At 70.1% G+C, this 17227-nt stretch carries 14 protein-coding genes; 1 reads left to right on the plus strand and 13 read right to left on the minus strand.

The features are described 5' to 3' along the window. Positions 1-89 precede the first annotated feature (89 nt). The 13 genes from ACZ6ZP_RS04525 to folC all read right to left on the minus strand — a co-directional run bounded on the left by ACZ6ZP_RS04525 (position 90) and on the right by folC (position 15844). Entirely contained in the window at positions 90-893 is an 804-nt protein-coding gene (locus ACZ6ZP_RS04525; RefSeq protein ID WP_399977435.1) for a TIGR03936 family radical SAM-associated protein, read from the minus strand. Positions 894-939: 46 nt separating this feature from the next. After that, positions 940-2316, minus strand: coding sequence for a hypothetical protein (locus ACZ6ZP_RS04530; protein ID WP_469405504.1), 1377 nt, complete (start codon positions 2314-2316; stop codon positions 940-942). A 36-nt stretch (positions 2317-2352) separates the two neighbouring features. Beyond that, on the minus strand, positions 2353-2922 hold the full coding sequence (locus ACZ6ZP_RS04535) for a GNAT family N-acetyltransferase (protein WP_469405507.1): 570 nt from the start codon (positions 2920-2922) through the stop codon (positions 2353-2355). 6 nt (positions 2923-2928) lie between these two features. Further along, entirely contained in the window at positions 2929-4851 is a 1923-nt protein-coding gene (locus ACZ6ZP_RS04540) for a TIGR03960 family B12-binding radical SAM protein (RefSeq protein ID WP_351160526.1), read from the minus strand. A 217-nt stretch (positions 4852-5068) separates the two neighbouring features. After that, positions 5069-6679, minus strand: coding sequence for a CYTH and CHAD domain-containing protein (locus ACZ6ZP_RS04545; RefSeq protein WP_469405509.1), 1611 nt, complete (start codon positions 6677-6679; stop codon positions 5069-5071). A 60-nt stretch (positions 6680-6739) separates the two neighbouring features. Next, a complete protein-coding gene (gene rodA, locus ACZ6ZP_RS04550) occupies positions 6740-7942 on the minus strand; it encodes a rod shape-determining protein RodA (RefSeq protein ID WP_351160530.1) in 1203 nt (400 codons plus the stop codon). Continuing rightward, positions 7942-10116 (minus strand): penicillin-binding protein 2, encoded by a 2175-nt coding sequence (gene mrdA / locus ACZ6ZP_RS04555; RefSeq protein WP_351160532.1) that lies wholly within the window; start codon positions 10114-10116, stop codon positions 7942-7944. Before mrdA ends, rodA begins: the two co-directional genes overlap by 1 nt. Positions 10117-10213: 97 nt before the next feature. Next, on the minus strand, positions 10214-10885 hold the full coding sequence (mreD, locus tag ACZ6ZP_RS04560; RefSeq protein WP_361462345.1) for a rod shape-determining protein MreD: 672 nt from the start codon (positions 10883-10885) through the stop codon (positions 10214-10216). A 13-nt stretch (positions 10886-10898) separates the two neighbouring features. Beyond that, the gene (gene mreC / locus ACZ6ZP_RS04565; protein ID WP_351160536.1) at positions 10899-11852 is read right to left on the minus strand and encodes a rod shape-determining protein MreC; all 954 of its coding nucleotides are present in this window, start codon (positions 11850-11852) and stop codon (positions 10899-10901) included. 230 nt (positions 11853-12082) lie between these two features. Further along, positions 12083-13102: a rod shape-determining protein gene (locus ACZ6ZP_RS04570; protein WP_160505014.1), complete on the minus strand. Its 1020-nt coding sequence runs from the start codon at positions 13100-13102 to the stop codon at positions 12083-12085. A 346-nt stretch (positions 13103-13448) separates the two neighbouring features. Further along, positions 13449-13862 carry a nucleoside-diphosphate kinase gene (ndk, locus tag ACZ6ZP_RS04575; RefSeq protein ID WP_351160538.1) on the minus strand — a complete coding sequence of 138 codons (414 nt, stop codon included), beginning with the start codon at positions 13860-13862 and terminating at the stop codon, positions 13449-13451. Positions 13863-13961: 99 nt separating this feature from the next. Continuing rightward, the gene (locus tag ACZ6ZP_RS04580) at positions 13962-14312 is read right to left on the minus strand and encodes a DUF4233 domain-containing protein (protein WP_351160540.1); all 351 of its coding nucleotides are present in this window, start codon (positions 14310-14312) and stop codon (positions 13962-13964) included. A 5-nt stretch (positions 14313-14317) separates the two neighbouring features. Then, positions 14318-15844, minus strand: coding sequence for a bifunctional tetrahydrofolate synthase/dihydrofolate synthase (gene folC / locus ACZ6ZP_RS04585; RefSeq protein ID WP_351160542.1), 1527 nt, complete (start codon positions 15842-15844; stop codon positions 14318-14320). 154 nt (positions 15845-15998) lie between these two features. On the opposite strand from folC, the gene ACZ6ZP_RS04590 reads away from it, so the two are divergent. Next, on the plus strand, positions 15999-17006 hold the full coding sequence (locus ACZ6ZP_RS04590; protein ID WP_351160544.1) for a rod shape-determining protein: 1008 nt from the start codon (positions 15999-16001) through the stop codon (positions 17004-17006). The last annotated feature ends 221 nt before the right edge of the window (positions 17007-17227 follow it).

Here is a 17227-nt window from a genome sequence, read left to right on the forward strand (position 1 = left end):
AATGCGGACGGCCTGGCGAAAGTCTCGGTCAGTGCGCTGCCCGACCCAGGTGGCTCCCGAGTACGAGGGCGGCGCTACGACGTTCGTCCCTACGCGGGACCTTCCGTCGCCGGCACCTTCGCGGCGGCTGCGGCGACCCCTTGGTTCTCAAGCGGGGTCGTGGCTGCCTCGCGGTCGGGCGCGAGCGGGTCGGTCACCGTGCCGGTCTCGTCGTCAAGAAGCCCCTGCGCCAGCCTGGTCACCGCTGCGGCGACCGGCGGCGCCAGGTCGGCCACAGCTCGAAGACCGGACAGGACGTCGTCGGGTCGTACGGCAGGTGTCACGTGCCGAACAACCAGCCGCAGTATCGCACAGGGCTGGTCGGTCGGCCTATCAGCGTCGTGGCTGATCGCCTCGTCAGGGGCGATCGCCTCAAGGCTCACGACGGCCGCACGGGCATCGAACGTGCGCATGCCGTTCTTCGCGCGGCGCTGGACCTCGACGGTGTCCGCGGCCCGGAAGGCCTCGGCGGCACGCTCCGCGTCCGCGGGCTCCACGCCGTCGAGGCGCAGCTCCCAGACGGACCCGGTGAGCCGGTCGGCGAGTCCCGATGTGCGGGATTCGACGGCGTCCACGATGTCGAGGCCGGTGGGCATCGACTCGTTGAGCAGCTCGCGCAGCCTGTCGGGGTCACGCGTCTCGGTGAGCGCGATCTCCAGGTACTCGGCCTCACTGCCCGTGCCGGTGGGTGCGGCATTGGCGTACGACACCTTCGGGTGGGGAGTGAACCCCGCCGAGTACGCCATGGGCACGTCGGCGCGGCGCAGCGCCCGCTCGAAGGCGCGCTGGAAGTCACGGTGGCTGGTGAACCGGAGGCGGCCGCGCTTGGTGTAGCGCAGTCGGATGCGCTGCACCGCGGGAGCGGGCGGCGGGCCTTCGGGCTGTCGCTTGCCCAGTGTTCTAGTCCTTCGTGAGTGCGGTCGTACTGCTACCTAGAGTACGTGTCGCAGGCGTGTCCGGTTCCCGCCGGGCCACCGGCACCGGTGCGGGCTCCATCGGGACCCTCCCCGCGGGGACCCGTTCCTTCGGCGCACCGAACAGCATGCGCCGTACGTCGGCACGCGCGTCCCGCACGCTCTGGCGGGCGGCGGCCAGGGCCTGCCGGGTGGCGCGGCCCGCGTCCTTGACCGCCCGGGCGGCGGGCCGCCAGACCCCGTCGCGCACGGCGTGCCCCACGGGGGTGAGGACCGCGCGGTACACCCAGCGCACCGGGTCGACGAAGAGCCACCGCAGCAGCCGGCCGAGGAAGCGGCCCACGGCCAGGGACACGTACCCGGCGATGCGCCAGGCGTGTCCGAAGGCGGCACCGATCTCGCGTGCGACGACGGCGATCCCCCGCCCGACGGGCGCGAGCACCCAGCGCCACAGGGCCACGGCGGGCACGACGAAGATCCAGCGCCCCAGGGCGCCGAGCACCGTCCCGATCCCCCGGGCCAGCCAGCCGATCCCGGCCCCGATCCCCCCGACCAGCCAGGCGATGCCGCGCCCGATCGGGGTGAGGGCGGACGCGTACAGCCAGACGGCCGGGATCACGATCAGCACGCACCCGAGCCAGGCGAGCCCCGTGCCGACGGGCACGACCACGTACCGCCACAGCCCCACCCACGGCCACACGAACACCGCCTTGAACAGCCACACCAGGGCGAGGCCGATGCCGCGCCCGGCCACCGCGGCACCCGCCGCGATGCCCCGCGCGAGCCAGGCGATCGCGTGCCCGATCGGTGTCAGGACGCAGGTGTAGAGCCATACGGCGGGGACCACGACTAGCGTCCGCACCAGCCAGGCGACGCCGCGCCCGACGGCCACGCACAGCCACGCGGCGCCGCGCCCGACTCCCCCGCACAGCCAGGCGATGCCGCGGCCGATCGGGGCGAGGACGGACGCGTACAGCCACGCGACGGGCACCACGACCAGCACGCGCCCGAGCCACGCCAGGCCCCTGCCCACGGGCGCGAGCACGTACCGCCACAGCGCCACCCACGGCCACACGAACACCGCCTTGAGCAGCCAGGTCACGGCCGCGCCGAGAGCGCGTCCCACGGGCCGCAGCGCCCGGAAGTAGAGAAAACGGCCGCACACGGCGAACGCGTCCCACACCAGGCGTACCGGTACGACGAGCACGAGCACCACGATCCGCACCGGGATGCGGATGGCGACGGCGAGGCAGCCCTCGGCCCGCGGTTGTGGTGCGGGGCCCTGTGGTGCGGGGAGTCGCGGTGCGGGCAGCGGCTGCTCCGGCTCGCGCTCGTGCTGCGGGGGCCGCTTTTCCAGGTCCATGCCGTCCTAGACGCGTCAGTGGTGGGTGCCGGTTCGTCAGGCGCCGGTCGGGATCCAGTAGCGCAGCTTTCCGCCGCGCTCGTCCTCGAAGGCGCCGCCCGCGGCCTCGATCACCTTGCGCGAACCGGTGTTGTCGGTGTCGCAGGTGACCAGGACCGATGCGAGGCCCAGCGCTCGGGCGTACGGCAGGCAGCCGATCAGCATCGCGGTGGCGTGGCCGCGGCGGCGAGCGGTGGGGCGTACGTCGTAGCCGATGTGGCCGCCGTACTCGCGCAGGAAGCGCGTGGCGATGTTGTGCCGGATGGCGAGGCGGCCGAAGTAGTCGGCGCCGTCCGCGTACCAGAGGGTCGTCACGGGGACGGAGAACGGCTCGGCCGGGTGCGCGGCCTCGCGGGCCTCGGTCACGTAGCGCTCGAAGACCGCCGGTTCGTGCCACTTGTCGCCGTAGTCGCGCAGGGTGCGGCCGAGCGTCGTGTCGTCGTCATCGCCGCCGCGCCCCTCGGCGCGGAACTCCTCCATCGCGGCGATGAAGGAGAGATGCACGAGGCCGGAGGGCGGGGCGAGTTGAGGAACACCCGCCCCGTCCACCGGCTCGCGCTGCGTCACGTGGGGCTACTTCACTACCGACAGCGGAAGGAGCTTCTTGCCGGTCGGGCCGATCTGGATCTCGGTCTGCATCTGCGGGCAGACGCCGCAGTCGAAGCACGGGGTCCAGCGGCAGTCCTCGACCTCGGTCTCGTCGAGCGAGTCCTGCCAGTCGTCCCAGAGCCAGTCCTTGTCGAGACCGGAGTCCAGGTGGTCCCAGGGCAGGACCTCCTCGTACGTGCGCTCACGCGTCGTGTACCAGTCGAGGTCCACGCCGAAGGCGGGCAGCGTCTTCTCGGCGCAGGCCATCCAGCGGTCGTAGCTGAAGTGCTCGCGCCAGCCGTCGAAGCGGCCGCCGTCCTCGTACACCGCGCGGATGACGGAGCCGATGCGGCGATCCCCGCGCGAGAGCAGGCCCTCGACGATGCCGGGCTTGCCGTCGTGGTAGCGGAAGCCGATCGAGCGGCCGTACTTCTTGTCGCCGCGGATCTTGTCGCGCAGCTTCGCGAGGCGGGCGTCCGTCTCCTCGGCCGACAGCTGCGGGGCCCACTGGAAGGGCGTGTGCGGCTTGGGCACGAAGCCGCCGATGGAGACGGTGCAGCGGATGTCGTTGCCCGCGACCTCGCGGCCCTTGGCGATGACGTTCGCCGCCATGTCCGCGATCTGCAGGACGTCCTCGTCGGTCTCGGTGGGCAGGCCGAGCATGAAGTACAGCTTCACCTGGCGCCAGCCGTTGCCGTACGCGGTCGCGACGGTGCGGATCAGGTCCTCCTCGGAGACCATCTTGTTGATGACCTTCCGCATCCGCTCGGAGCCGCCCTCGGGGGCGAACGTGAGACCCGACCGGCGGCCGTTCCTCGTCAGTTCGTTCGCCAGGTCGATGTTGAAGGCGTCGACGCGGGTCGAGGGCAGGGAGAGGCCGATCTTGTCTTCCTCGTACCGGTCCGCGAGGCCCTTGGCGACGTCCGCGATCTCCGTGTGGTCCGCGGAGGACAGGGAGAGCAGGCCGACTTCCTCGAAACCGGTCGCCTTGAGGCCCTTCTCCACCATGTCGCCGATGCCGGTGATGCTTCGCTCCCGCACGGGGCGCGTGATCATGCCGGCCTGGCAGAAGCGGCAGCCGCGGGTGCAGCCGCGGAAGATCTCCACGGACATGCGCTCGTGAACGGTCTCCGCGAGCGGCACGAGGGGCTGCTTGGGGTAGGGCCACTCGTCCAGGTCCATGACGGTGTGCTTGGACACGCGCCACGGGACACCGGACCTGTTCGGTACGACGCGGCCGATCCGCCCGTCCGGGAGGTACTCGACGTCGTAGAACCCGGGGACGTAGACACCGCCGGTCCTGGCGAGGCGGAACAGGACCTCCTCGCGGCCACCGGGGCGGCCCTCCGCCTTCCACTCGCGGATGATCGCCGTCATGTCGAGCACGGCCTGCTCGCCGTCGCCGATGACCGCGCAGTCGATGAACTCCGCGATCGGCTCGGGGTTGAAGGCCGCGTGGCCTCCGGCCAGGACGATCGGGTCGTCGACGGTGCGGTCCTTGGACTCCAGCGGGATGCCCGCGAGGTCGAGGGCCGTGAGCATGTTCGTGTAGCCGAGCTCCGTGGAGAAGCTCAGCCCGAACACGTCGAAGGCGCCGACGGGGCGGTGGCTGTCCACGGTGAACTGCGGGACCTTGTGCTCCCGCATCAGCTCCTCGAGGTCCGGCCAGACGCTGTAGGTGCGCTCGGCGAGGACGCCCTCGCGTTCGTTCAGTACCTCGTACAGGATCATGACGCCCTGATTGGGCAGCCCGACCTCGTACGCGTCGGGGTACATGAGCGCCCAGCGGACGTCACAGCTGTCCCACGGCTTGACGGTGGAGTTGAGCTCACCGCCCACGTACTGAATGGGCTTCTGCACATGCGGGAGCAGAGCTTCGAGCTGTGGGAAGACCGACTCGACAGGCATCTCGCGACTTTCGTGAGCTGGCAGGGGGATGACTCTCAAGCGTAACCCGCTCGAGAGCGCCCCTCGCACGGCTTGAAAACCCCCGCATCGGCGGGGAGCACTGGGCCCAGCGGACATCACACGTGTCCCAGTCCGGAGCACCTCCGCATCGGCGGAGAGGCCGTGCGTCGATAAAACGATCAGCCGCCCATTCGGTCACGCCTTCGTCCCGCCGCGCTCAGCCGCCCAGAGACGCCCGCAATTTCGCGCGGGACGCCTTCGCCCAGACCTCCGGCAGCTCGCGTTCGCGGTCCGTGCCCGCCGCCTCTTCCTGGCCGTACAGAAGTCCCCAGGTGAAGGCGGTCTCGCCCGCCATGTGGGCCTGGATCGCCAGGTGCCGCAGCGCGTCACGGGCGACCACGCTGTCCTGGTGGTCGCCGAGCACGCTCTGGACGGCCTTCATCTGCTTGGCGAACCGCTTGGCGGGCTTGCCGAGCGCGGGCGTCGCCGCCTCGCCCGCGTACCGGGCGCGCTTGGCGGCCTTGCGGGCCTCGTGCATGGCCACGTCGCGCTCCCCGCCCGGCGGCAGCTCCAGGGCGTGCTCGACGCGGGCCGCGAGGCGGGCGTAGTCCTTGAGCACGGCCTTGGGGAGCGCCTTGGTCACGGACGCGGAGGCGGCCGGGCGCAGCGGGGGGTCGGCGAGCAGGGCGTCGACGGACTCCAGGAGCGCGAGGTAGCGCTTGCCGTCGAGCACGGCGACGGTCCTGCGCCGGGAGCCGCTGCGCCGGGCGACGCTCCAGATGCGAAGGCGCCCGCGGACGGGGCCCAGGAGCAGGGTGCGGGGCACGGCGGCGATGCGGGACGTGAGCCGCTCGGTGAGGACCTCCTGGTCCCGGTCGACGCCCAGCTCGCCCGCGAGCCACTTCAGCTCGTCGCCGATCGGGTCGGTGACGGAGCGGTCCAGGATCTTGCGGAACGAGCGGAACGCGCTGCGCATCCGGCGCGTGGCGACCCGCATCTGGTGCACGGAGTCGGGCAGGTCGCGGCGGACGTCGGGGTCGAGGGCGACGATGGCGTCGCGCTGGGCGCGGAGGTAGGCGAGGACGTGGTCGCCCGCGGTCCCCGGCCCGTCGCCGACGGCCTCCTTCACGGCCTGCGCGACCGCCTCGCTCTTGCCCGCCTTCTTGTCGCTCTTGTCGTTCTTGACGCTCCTGACCACGAGCTCCCGGGGCACGCTCTGCTGGAGCTCGGTCTCCGCGAGGGCCCTGCTCAGCTTCGAGGGCGCGTCCGACCGCCGCACGCCCGCCTTCTTCAGCTTCTTCTCGACCTTGTCGAGCAGCGCGGGGTCGCCGTCGTCCGCGAGCTCCACCTCGACCTCGGACCACTCCACCGTGGCGGCGTCCCCGGTTAGCCGCTCGGCCCGTACGCCGTCGATGCTGACCTCGGCGAGCAGGGCGCCCTGGGCGTCGACGAGGTGGCGCAGCTCCCGGGCGGACAACAGGCGTACGACAGGGACCAGTTCGGCCTCGCGCACGCGGGAACGCACGAGGCCGAGCAACGAGCGCGGCACGTCGTCCGAGAGCGGCGCGTGGATCTCGTCCCGCACCCCCTGCGCGAGCGCCACCGGCAGCTTCAGGTGCCAGCCCGCGTCGTCGCCGCCGGTGCGGTGGCGCAACGTGACGGAGGATGCGGCGAGCCGCTGGTCGGGGGTGTCCCAGTAGGTGGCGTCCAGTTCGACGACGCCTTTGTGGACGACGTCGGCGACCCCGGCGACGCCGGTCAGGTCAGGCAGCTCCGCGTCCGCCCCTACGTCGTACTTCCGCTCGATCTCCCGCTTCGTGTCCGCCATGAACCGAATCTAGACGGGATCCGGGGCGCTGGGCAGTCCCCCAGACGCCCCGGGACGCAGCTAGGCCGACATCGGTCGCTGCACCTTGATCGACTGGAGCAGGCCGACGGCCACCCAGACGGCGAACATCGATGACCCTCCGTACGACACGAAGGGCAGCGGCAGACCGGCCACCGGCATGATGCCGAGCGTCATGCCGATGTTCTCGAAGGACTGGAAGGCGAACCAGGCGATGATCCCGGCGGCGACGATCGTGCCGTACAGCTCGGTCGTCTCGCGCGCGATGCGGCAGGCCCGCCAGAGCAGCACGCCGAGCAGGACCAGGATGAGCCCCGCGCCCAGGAAGCCGAGCTCCTCGCCGGCGACGGTGAACACGAAGTCCGTCTGCTGCTCGGGCACGAACTGGCCCGTGGTCTGCGAGCCCTTGAAGAGGCCGGTGCCCGACAGGCCGCCGGAGCCGATCGCGATGCGCGCCTGGTTGGTGTTGTAGCCGACGCCCGCCGGGTCGAGCGCGGGGTTGGCGAAGGCCGCGAAGCGGGCGATCTGGTAGTCGTCCAGGATGCCGAGCTGCCAGACGGCGATCGCGCCAGCCGCGCCCGTGCCCAGGAGCCCGAAGACCCAGCGGTTGGAGGCGCCCGACGCGAGAAGCACGCCGAGCACGATCATCGCCATCACCATGACCGACCCGAGGTCGGGCATGAGGAGCACGATCAGTATCGGTACGGCGGCCAGGCCGAGGGCCTGCAGGACCGTGCGCTGGTCGGGGTGGACCCGGTCGCCCGCGTCCACCCGGGCCGCGAGCAACATCGCCATGCCCAGGATGATCGTGATCTTCACGAACTCGGAGGGCTGCAGCGAGAAGCCGCCGCCGATCACGATCCACGCGTGCGCGCCGTTGATCGTCGCGCCGAGCGGGGTGAGGACGAGCAGGACGAGGAAGACCGAGATGCCGTAGAGGATCGGCACGGCCGTGCGCAGCGTGCGGTGGCCCAGCCACACCGTGCCCGCCATCAGGGCGATGCCGATGCCGGTGTTCAGGAGGTGCTTGAGCAGGAAGGCGTACGGGTCGTCGCCGACCAGCTCGGTGCGGTTGCGCGTCGCCGAGTAGACGAGCGCGGAGCCGATCGCCGAGAGCGCGAGCGCCGCGAGCAGTATCGGCCAGTCCAGCCTGCGCACCAGCGAGTCGCGGGCGAACATGCGGGAGGCCATCGACGAGCGCTCGGGCCCGTAGCCGGAGACGGAGAAGCCATTGTTGCCGGCCACTAGTCGCGCCTCCCGTTCGCGGGCGCGCCCGCCAGTTCCTGCTGCTCCTGCGGCGGCTTGGGGGCCTCGGGCTTGAACGGCTTGATCTTCGGGGACTCGATCGAACCGTCGGTCTCGATCTTCGGCAGGTTCTTCTCCGGCTGGGGCAGCAGGGCCTTCTTGAGGTTCTGGTTGCCTTCGTCGTCCAGGCCGTAGATGCCGTCGTAGATCTTGCGGACGGCGGGTCCCGATGCTCCGGAACCCGTACCGCCCTGGGAGATCGTCATCACGATCGAGTAGTCCTTGGTGTACGTCGCGAACCACGAGGTGGTCTGCTTGCCGTGGACCTCCGCCGTACCCGTCTTGGCGTGCATCGGGATCTTGTCCTGCGGCCAGCCGCCGAACCGCCAGGCGGCCGTGCCCTTGGTGGCGACGTCGGCGAGTGCACCGTCTATGTCGGCGCGCGTCTTCTCGTCCATGGGCAGCTTGCCGTGGGACTTCGGCTTGATCTCCTGGACCTGCTTGCCGTCGGCGCTGATGATCGCCTTGCCGACGGTGGGGTCGTAAAGGGTGCCGCCGTTGGCGATGGCGGAGTAGATCGTCGCCATCTGTATCGGCGTGACGAGGGTGTCGCCCTGTCCGATGGAGTAGTTGACGGAGTCACCGGCGCGCATCTTCATGCCTTCGAGGCAGTTCTCGTACGCGATCTGCTCGACGTAGTCGCCGCCCTTCTTGCCCTGCTTGCACCAGCCGTCCTTGTTGGCCTTCCAGTAGTCCTTCTTCCACTGGCGGTCCGGGACGCGTCCGGTGACCTCGTTCGGCAGGTCGATGCCGGTCTCCTTGCCGAGGCCGAACTGGTGGGCCGTCTTGTAGAACCAGTCCTTGGCGTCCTTCTTCGGCTTGTTGCCGCCGTCCTTGGCCCACTGGTCGTGCGAGAGCTTGTAGAAGACGGTGTCGCAGGAGACCTCGAGGGCCTGGCCGAGGGTGATGCTGCCGTGGCCCTGGGACTCGAAGTTCTTGAAGGTCTGGCCGCCGATGGAGTACGAGCTGGGGCAGGGGTAGCGCCCGTTGAAGTCGTAGCCCGCGTTGACCGCGGCGGTCGTCGGGATGACCTTGAAGATCGAGCCGGGGGCCGCCTGGCCCTGGATGGCGCGGTTCAGGAGCGGGTAGTTGGACTTCTTGCCGGTGAGCTTCGTGTAGTCCTTGCCGGAGATGCCGCCGACCCAGGCGTTGGGGTCGTAGGCCGGGTTGGACGCCATGGAGACGATGCGTCCGGTCTTGTTCTCCATGACGACGACGGCGCCCGCGTCGGCCTTGTAGTTCTCGTTGGTGTTCTTGTCGAACTCCTGGCGGGCCTTCTTCATCGCGTCGTTCAGCCAGTACTCGGACAGCGCCTGCACGCGCGCGTCGATGCTGGTGACGACGTTCGCGCCGGGCTGGGCCGGGTCGTCCTTGGCCTTGCCGATGACGCGGCCGAGGTTGTCGACCTCGTAGCGGGTGACGCCCGCCTTGCCGCGCAGCTGCGCGTCGTAGGTCCGCTCAAGGCCGGAGCGGCCGACCTGGTCGGAGCGCAGGAACGGCGAGTCGGTGTGCTCCGCCTTGGTGATCTCCTCGTCCGTGACGGGCGAGAGGTAGCCGAGCACCTGCGCGGTGTTGGACTTGCCGGGCGCGGGATAGCGGCGTACGGCGGTGGGCTCGGCGGTGATGCCGGGGAAGTCCTCGGCGCGCTCGCGGATCTGGAGGGCCTGCTTGGGCGAGGCCTCGTCCGTGATCGGGATCGGCTGGTAGGGCGAGCCGTTCCAGCAGGGCTGCGGCGTCTTGGAGTCGCAGAGGCGGACCTTGTCGGAGACCTCTTTGGTGGTCATGCCCAGCACGTCGGCGAGCTTGGCGAGGGCCGCCTTGCCGTCGTCCTTCATCTTCATCAGGTCCGTGCGGGACGCGGAGACGACCAGGCGGGTCTCGTTGTCGGCGATCGGCACGCCGCGGGCGTCGAGGATCGAGCCGCGTACGGCGGGGTCGACGACCTGCTGGACGTGGTTGCCGGAGGCTTCCTCGGCGTACTCCTCACCGTTGCGGATCTGGAGGTACCAGAGGCGGCCGCCGAGGGTGAGGAGGAGGGAGAGCACGAGGATCTGGATGACGATGAGACGGATCTGGACTCTTGGGGTCCGTCCGGTCTCGGGGATGTTGGTCACTGCTGTTCCTCCCCCTCTCAGTGTGTGTACGAGTGGTACGTGTACACGACCGACCTGGGTGCGCGGCCGGTCGGGTACGGGGCCAACTGCGCTGCGGTCACAGGCGCTTGACCCCCTTGATGCGTCCGGCGCGCGCGACGCGGGCCTTGGCCGCCTTCATCCGCAGGCCGCCGCGCTGGTTGCCGATGCGCAGCCCGGTGCCCGAGGAGAGCCAGCCGGACGAGACGTCGGTGGCCTTGTTGGCCGGGGAGCTCTCCCCCAGCGGGTCGTTCTCGGCTCTGCGGGCGAGCGCGATGATCAGCGGCACCGTGAACGGCGCGAGCAGCAGGTCGTACAGGGCGGCCGTGAAGAGGAGCCCGCCCAGGCCCACGTGGCGGGCGGCGGTGTCGCCGACGAGGGCGCCCACGCCCGCGTACAGCAGGGTCGAGCCGATGGCCGCGCCGACGACCACGACGAGCGGCGCGGTGGCCGACCTGAGCCGTCCGGTCTCCGGCTTGGCCAGGCCCGCGAGGTAGCCGACGACGCACAGGACCAGGGCGTACCGCCCGGCCGCGTGGTCGGCCGGCGGGGCCAGGTCGGCGAGGAGTCCGGCGCCGAAGCCGATGAGGGCGCCGCCCACATGGCCGTAGACCAGGGCGAGGCCGAGCACCGTGAGCAGCACCAGATCGGGGACCGCGCCCGGCAGTTGGAGCCGGGCCAGGACGCTGACCTGGATGACCAGGGCGACGACGACCAGGGTGCTGGAGAGCAGGATTCGGTTGAAACGCATGGGTCCGGGGCTCCTACTGCTCGTTGCCGTTGTCGACGCCGTCGGCCGGGGGCTGTCCTGACGGGGTGGCCGTGACGGTCACCGTCGGGGTCGGCTTCGGCTTGGCGGGCTTCTTCGGCAGCACCGTGTCGCGCGGGTCCTCGCGGGGCGCCTCGACGACGACGCCGACGATGTCCAGCTTGGTGAAGCCGACGTACGGCTTGATGAAGATGTTGCGCGTCAGGTCACCGCCCGAGGGGTCCACGCGGACGACCTCGCCGACCGGCACGCCCGGCACGAACGGCTTGTCCCGCTGCGATCCGAAGGTGACCAGGCGGTCGCCCTTCTTGACCTTGGCCTTGCCGTTGAGCATCTGCACCGACAGCGGGCGGTCGCCCTGTCCGGTGGCGAAGCCGAGCTCGTCGGTCTTCTCCATGCGGGTGCCGACGGTGAAGTCGGGGTCGTTGGCGAGCAGGACGGTCGCGGTGCTGGGGCCGACCGTGGTGACGCGGCCGACCAGGCCGTCGCCGTTCAGGACGGTCATGTCGCGCTTGAGTCCGTCATTGGCGCCCGCGTCGATGGTGACGGTCCAGGAGAAGCCCTGGGCCGCTCCTATGCCGATGACCTCGGCGCCCTTGATGCCGTACTGACCGGCACCCGCGCTCTTGAGCATGCTGTCCAGCTGTCTGACGCGACTGCGGTTGCGGTCGTCGCTGCCGAGCTTCGCCTTCAACGCGGCGTTCTGCCGCGTGAGTTCGGCGATCCGGTCATGCCGGTCGCCGGAGTCCCGTACCGCGCCGATGGCGTTGCCGATCGGGTCGACGGCGGAGGACACTCCGTCCTCGACCGGGCCGAAGACCGTGGCGGCGGCCTGGCGGGCACCGTCGACCGGCGAGTCCTCGCCACCACGGATGTCCACCGTGATCAAAGCGAACGCGATGGCGATCAGCAGCACCAGGAGCAGCCGGCTCTCTCGTGTGTCCCTCACGTGCGGCGGCCGTGCCTTCCTCAGTTGGAAATCCTTGGAATTCTGAGCAACTGTGCGTATGTCCGAGCAAATCTAAGCAATCCGAATCCGCGACGTCTGCGGACGCCGCGGAATTGTTATGCCGTGCCCTTCTTATGCGTTGTCTTCTCAGCCCTCTATATCAACGATCCGCCGCACGAGGTGACAGGCACTCGTACGGCGGACACCCTTTCAGCGGGTTCGCGCCACCCTCAGCGGCGGGGCGACGCGTCGAGCACTTGCTGCAGCGCCTCGAACTCCTCGACGCACTTGCCGGAGCCGAGCGCCACGCTGTCCAGCGGGTCCTCGGCGATGTGGATCGGCATGCCCGTCTCGCGGCGGAGACGCTCGTCGAGGCCGCGCAGCAGGGCGCCGCCTCCGGTGAGAACGATGCCGCGGTCCATGACGTCACCGGAAAGCTCCGGCGGGCACTTGTCGAGGGTCGTCTTCACCGCGTCCACGATCGCGTTGACCGGCTCCTCGATGGCCTTGCGGACCTCGGCGGCGGAGATGACGACGGTCTTGGGCAGCCCGGAGACCAGGTCCCGGCCGCGGATCTCGGTGTGCTCGTCGGCGTCCATGTCGTACGCCGAACCGATGGTGATCTTGATCTGCTCGGCCGTGCGCTCGCCGAGGAGGAGGGAGTACTCCTTCTTGATGTGCTGGATGATCGCGTTGTCCAGCTCGTCGCCCGCGACACGGATCGACTGTGCCGTGACGATTCCGCCCAGCGAGATGACGGCGACCTCGGTGGTGCCACCGCCGATGTCGACCACCATGTTGCCCGTGGCCTCGTGGACCGGCAGGCCGGAACCGATGGCCGCGGCCATGGGCTCCTCGATGATGTGCACCTGGCGGGCGCCGGCCTGCGAGGAGGCCTCGATGACGGCGCGGCGCTCGACTCCGGTGATGCCGGAGGGCACACAGACGACGACACGCGGGCGGGCGAGGTACCGCCGCTTGTGGATCTTCAGGATGAAGTAGCGGAGCATCCGCTCGGTGATCTCGAAGTCGGCGATGACGCCGTCCTTCAGCGGTCGCACGGCAACGATGTTGCCCGGCGTGCGACCGATCATCTTCTTGGCTTCGGCGCCGACAGCGAGGATGCCACCGGTGTTGGTGTTGATCGCGACGACGGACGGCTCGTTGAGAACGATCCCCCGACCCCTGACGTACACCAGCGTGTTGGCGGTCCCGAGGTCGACAGCCATGTCACGGCCGATGAACGACATGTTGTTCCCCATGAGGATGCGTCTGGCCTTCCCTGGAGCGTTTGATGGCTTTTTAGGTAGGCGAGGTGGGTGCTGTGTGGCGTGGAGGCTTCCATCGTAGTCTCGCCTGCACGAACACGGCGCTAGGGTCTTCGCCATTGTCAGCAGATGATGCGCCGCCTCGCTCTTGGAGACGTGCCATCGGAGGCACGGGTTCCCCCAATTGGGGCGCATATGCCAAGGGGCGGCCGGTTTTCTCGGCCACCCCTGGTCAGGGCGGTGCCCTGCTGACTAGGCGTCAGAAGTCTTTACGGAACTCTTTACGAGTGTCTCTGCATACGGACGTCGGACGGACGCCGGACGGGTGTCAGACGGCACCCGGGAAGAAGATCTTCAGCTCGCGCTCGGCGGACTCCTCGGAGTCCGAGGCGTGGATCAGGTTCTCCCGGACGATCGTGCCGAAGTCGCCACGGATGGAGCCGGGCGCGGCGGCGATCGGGTCGGTGGGACCCGCCAGGGCGCGCACGCCCTCGATGACGCGCTCACCCTCGACGACGAGCGCCACGACCGGACCGGAGGACATGAAGTCGACCAGCGGCTCGTAGAAGGGCTTGCCCTTGTGCTCGCCGTAGTGCTGTTCCAGCGTCTCCTGGTCGAGCGAGCGCAGTTCGAGCGCGGAGATCGTCCAGCCCGCCTTGCGCTCGATGCGGCCGATGATCTCGCCGATCAGGCCACGACGGACGGTGTCGGGCTTGAGCAGGACGAGAGTGCGCTGGGTCATGTGCGGCTCCAAGCATTTTTTCTACGAGCGTGTGGGTTGCCCGGCAGAATACCGGCACCCACTACACCGCGTTACCTCCGGCCCCTGGAGCCCGCCCCGCTAGGCCCCGGCCTCCGCCTCGGCCTGCGCCGCGAACCGGGCCTTCGCCTCGTCGATCTTCTGGCCGAAGTGCAGCGAGGCCCACCACAGCGCGGCGAACACCGCCCCCATGAAGAACATGATCGGCACGACGAACCCGCTGGCGATGAGCGCGATCTGCAGCGCCCAGCCCAGCTGCACCCCGCCGGGCCGGGTGATCATTCCGCACAGCAGGACGCAGAACAGCATCGCGATGCCGCTGACCGTCCAGACCGTGCCCATCGACAGGTCCGGGTCCTTCATGGCGACCAGACCGGCGAAGCCGATGACGAAGAACTCGCCGATCAGCGTCGAAGCACAGAGCGTACGCACAGGAGTCAGCCCCTCCCCAGGAGCAGTCGGGCCTCGCCGACGGTGATGACGGAGCCGGTGACCAGGACGCCACCGCCCGCGTACTCGCCCTCTTCCTCGGCGAGGGTGATCGCGGCCTCGAGGGCGTCCGGCAGGCGCGGCTCGACCTGGACGCGGTCGTCGCCGAAGACCTCGACGGCGAGCCCGGCCAGCGTGTCCGCGTCCATCGCGCGATGGCTGGAGTTCTGCGTGATGACGACCTCGGCGAAGATCGGCTCGAAGGCTTCGAGCAGCCCCTTCATGTCCTTGCCGTCGCTCGCCGCGACGACGCCGATCAGATTGCTGAAGTCGAAGACCTCGCTGATCGCCTCGGCGGTGGCGCGGGCGCCCGCGGGGTTGTGCGCGGCGTCCAGGACGACGGTCGGCGAGGTGCGCACGACCTCCAGGCGGCCCGGCGCGGAGACCGAGGCGAAGGCCTTGCGGATGGTCTCGATGTCGAGCGGGCGCGCGTGCTGCGAGCCGATGCCGAAGAACGCCTCCACCGCGGCGAGCGCGACGGCGGCGTTGTGCGCCTGATAGGCGCCGTGCAGGGGCAGGAAGACCTCTTCGTACTCCCCGCCGAGGCCGCGCAGGGTCAGGAGCTGGCCGCCGACCGCCACCGTGCGGGAGACGATGCCGAACTCCAGGCCCTCGCGGGCCACCGTCGCGTCGACCTCGACGGCCTTCTTCAGGAGCACCTGCGCCGCGTCCACCGGCTGCTGGGCGAGGATCACCGTCGCGTCCGGCTTGACGATGCCGGCCTTCTCGCCGGCGATCTCGCCCGGCGTGCTGCCCAGGCGGTCGGTGTGGTCCAGGTCGATGGGCGTGACGACGGCGACCGAGCCGTCGATCACGTTCGTCGCGTCCCAGCTGCCGCCCATGCCGACCTCGACGACGGCGACGTCCACGGGGGCGTCCGCGAAGGCCGCGTACGCCATGCCCGTGAGCACCTCGAAGAAGGAGAGCCTGTACTCCTCCTTGGCGTCGACCATGTCCACGTACGGCTTGATGTCGTTGTACGTCTCCACGAAGCGCTCGGCCTCGATGGGGGCGCCGTCCAGGCTGATCCGCTCGGTGATCAACTGGACGTGCGGCGAGGTGTAACGCCCGGTGCGCAGCTCGAAGGCGCTGAGCAGGGCCTCGATCATGCGGGCCGTGGACGTCTTGCCGTTCGTCCCGGTGATGTGGATCGAGGGGTACGCGCGCTGGGGCTCGCCCAGGACATCCATCAGCGCGGCGATCCGGCTGACGGAGGGCTCCAGCTTCGTCTCTCCCCAGCGGCCCGCGAGCTCCGTCTCGACCTCGCGCAGCGCCTTGTCGATCTCCGGGTCGGTGGGGCGGGAGGGGATGTCGCCCTGGGGCGGGCCCGCCTGGGTGCGCAGGGTGCGGCTGCCCGCCTCGATCACGGCGAGGTCGGGGTCACGGTCGGTCTCGGCTTCGACGATCTCTTCGAAACGGTCGTCGCTGTTGTCGCGGTCGGGGTGCTCGCTGTCAGGCGGGGGGAGGTCACTCACGTACGCCAGTCTACGGACGGGGTGTGACAGCCGCCGTCGGGACCTGCCCGGCCGCCGCGCGGGCCCTCTCGGGTCCCTGTCGGGACTAAAGTCCCGGGTAATTCAGGACTTTAGTCCCGACGATCCGGGGATTCGCCGGGCAAACTTGGCGATCATGGACATAGGTATCGACCTCGGCACTGCGAACACCCTTCTCTACGTCCGCGGGCAGGGGATCGTGCTCAACGAACCGTCCGTGGTCGCCGTCAAGGAGGGCGCGCGAACGGCTCTCGCCGTCGGTACGGAGGCCAAGGAGACGATCGGCCGTACACCGGGCTCCATCACCGCGATCCGCCCCCTGAAGGGCGGCGTGATCAGCGACTACGAAGCCGCCGAGGAGATGATCCGGCACTTCGTGCGCAAGGCCGTTCCGGGGCGCCGTCCCCGTACGCGGATGGTGATCTGCGTGCCGAGCGGCGTCACCCAGGTCGAGCGCCGGGCCATCGTGCACGCGGCGCAGCGGGCGGGGGCCCGCGCCGTGCACCTGGTGGAGGAGCCGATGGCGGCGGCGATCGGAGCGGGGCTTCCGGTGGCGGAGCCGCGGGGGTCGATGGTGGTCGACATCGGGGGCGGCACGACGGAGGTCGCGGTGATCTCCCTGGGCGGGATCGTCACGGCGCAGTCGCTGCGGGTGGGCGGGGACCGCCTGGACGAGGCGATCACGAACTTCGTGCGCAAGGAGCACGGGCTGCTCATCGGGGAGCGGACCGCCGAGGACATCAAGGTCGCGATCGGCTCGGCGTGGCCGGTGCCGGGGGACGACGCGCTGGAGTCGCGGACGTTCACCGTGCGGGGGCGGGAGAAGGTGCGGGGGCTGCCGAAGACGGTGGAGCTGACGGTGCGGGAGGTGCGGGCCGCGCTGGACGAGCCGGTGGAGGCGGTGATCGCCGCGGTGCGGACGACGCTGGAGGAGTGCCCGCCGGAGCTCTCTGGGGACGTCATGGAGCACGGCATCGTCCTGACGGGCGGCGGCGCGCTGCTGCCGGGCCTCGACCTGCGGATGGCTTCGGCCACCGGAATCCCGGTGTTCGTGGCCGACAATCCGCTGGACAGCGTGGCGCTGGGCTGCGGGAAGTGCGTGGAGGACTTCGACGGGCTGGAGCGGGTGATGTCTGCGGCGTAGGCCTGCGGCGGACGGGGCGAGGCGGGACGGGGCGAGGCGGGACGGGTGCGTCTTGGGTGCGGGGCCGCGCCGGTATGTCCGTCCTCGCCATCGTCCGGTGGCCACGGGGCTGCTGCGAAACCGAAGCCGCCCCCTCGCGCACGCTCCCGACTGCGGGTCGCGGGGCAGGCTGCGGGTCCCATCCGGCTGTGAATGCGGTGCCGCGCCGGTATGTCCATCCT

The sequence above is a fragment of the Streptomyces sp. NPDC054047 genome, assembly GCF_055585065.1.

Excerpts from the sequence above, each read along its gene's own strand:
- ACZ6ZP_RS04530 (WP_469405504.1), bottom strand. The coding sequence starts at position 2,316 with ATGGACCTGGAAAAGCGGCCCCCGCAGCACGAGCGCGAGCCGGAGCAG.
- ACZ6ZP_RS04540 (WP_351160526.1), bottom strand. The coding sequence starts at position 4,851 with ATGCCTGTCGAGTCGGTCTTCCCACAGCTCGAAGCTCTGCTCCCGCAT.
- ACZ6ZP_RS04545 (WP_469405509.1), bottom strand. The coding sequence starts at position 6,679 with ATGGCGGACACGAAGCGGGAGATCGAGCGGAAGTACGACGTAGGGGCG.
- mreD (WP_361462345.1), bottom strand. The coding sequence starts at position 10,885 with ATGCGTTTCAACCGAATCCTGCTCTCCAGCACCCTGGTCGTCGTCGCC.
- ACZ6ZP_RS04570 (WP_160505014.1), bottom strand. The coding sequence starts at position 13,102 with ATGTCGTTCATCGGCCGTGACATGGCTGTCGACCTCGGGACCGCCAAC.
- ndk (WP_351160538.1), bottom strand. The coding sequence starts at position 13,862 with ATGACCCAGCGCACTCTCGTCCTGCTCAAGCCCGACACCGTCCGTCGT.
- ACZ6ZP_RS04590 (WP_351160544.1), top strand. The coding sequence starts at position 15,999 with ATGGACATAGGTATCGACCTCGGCACTGCGAACACCCTTCTCTACGTC.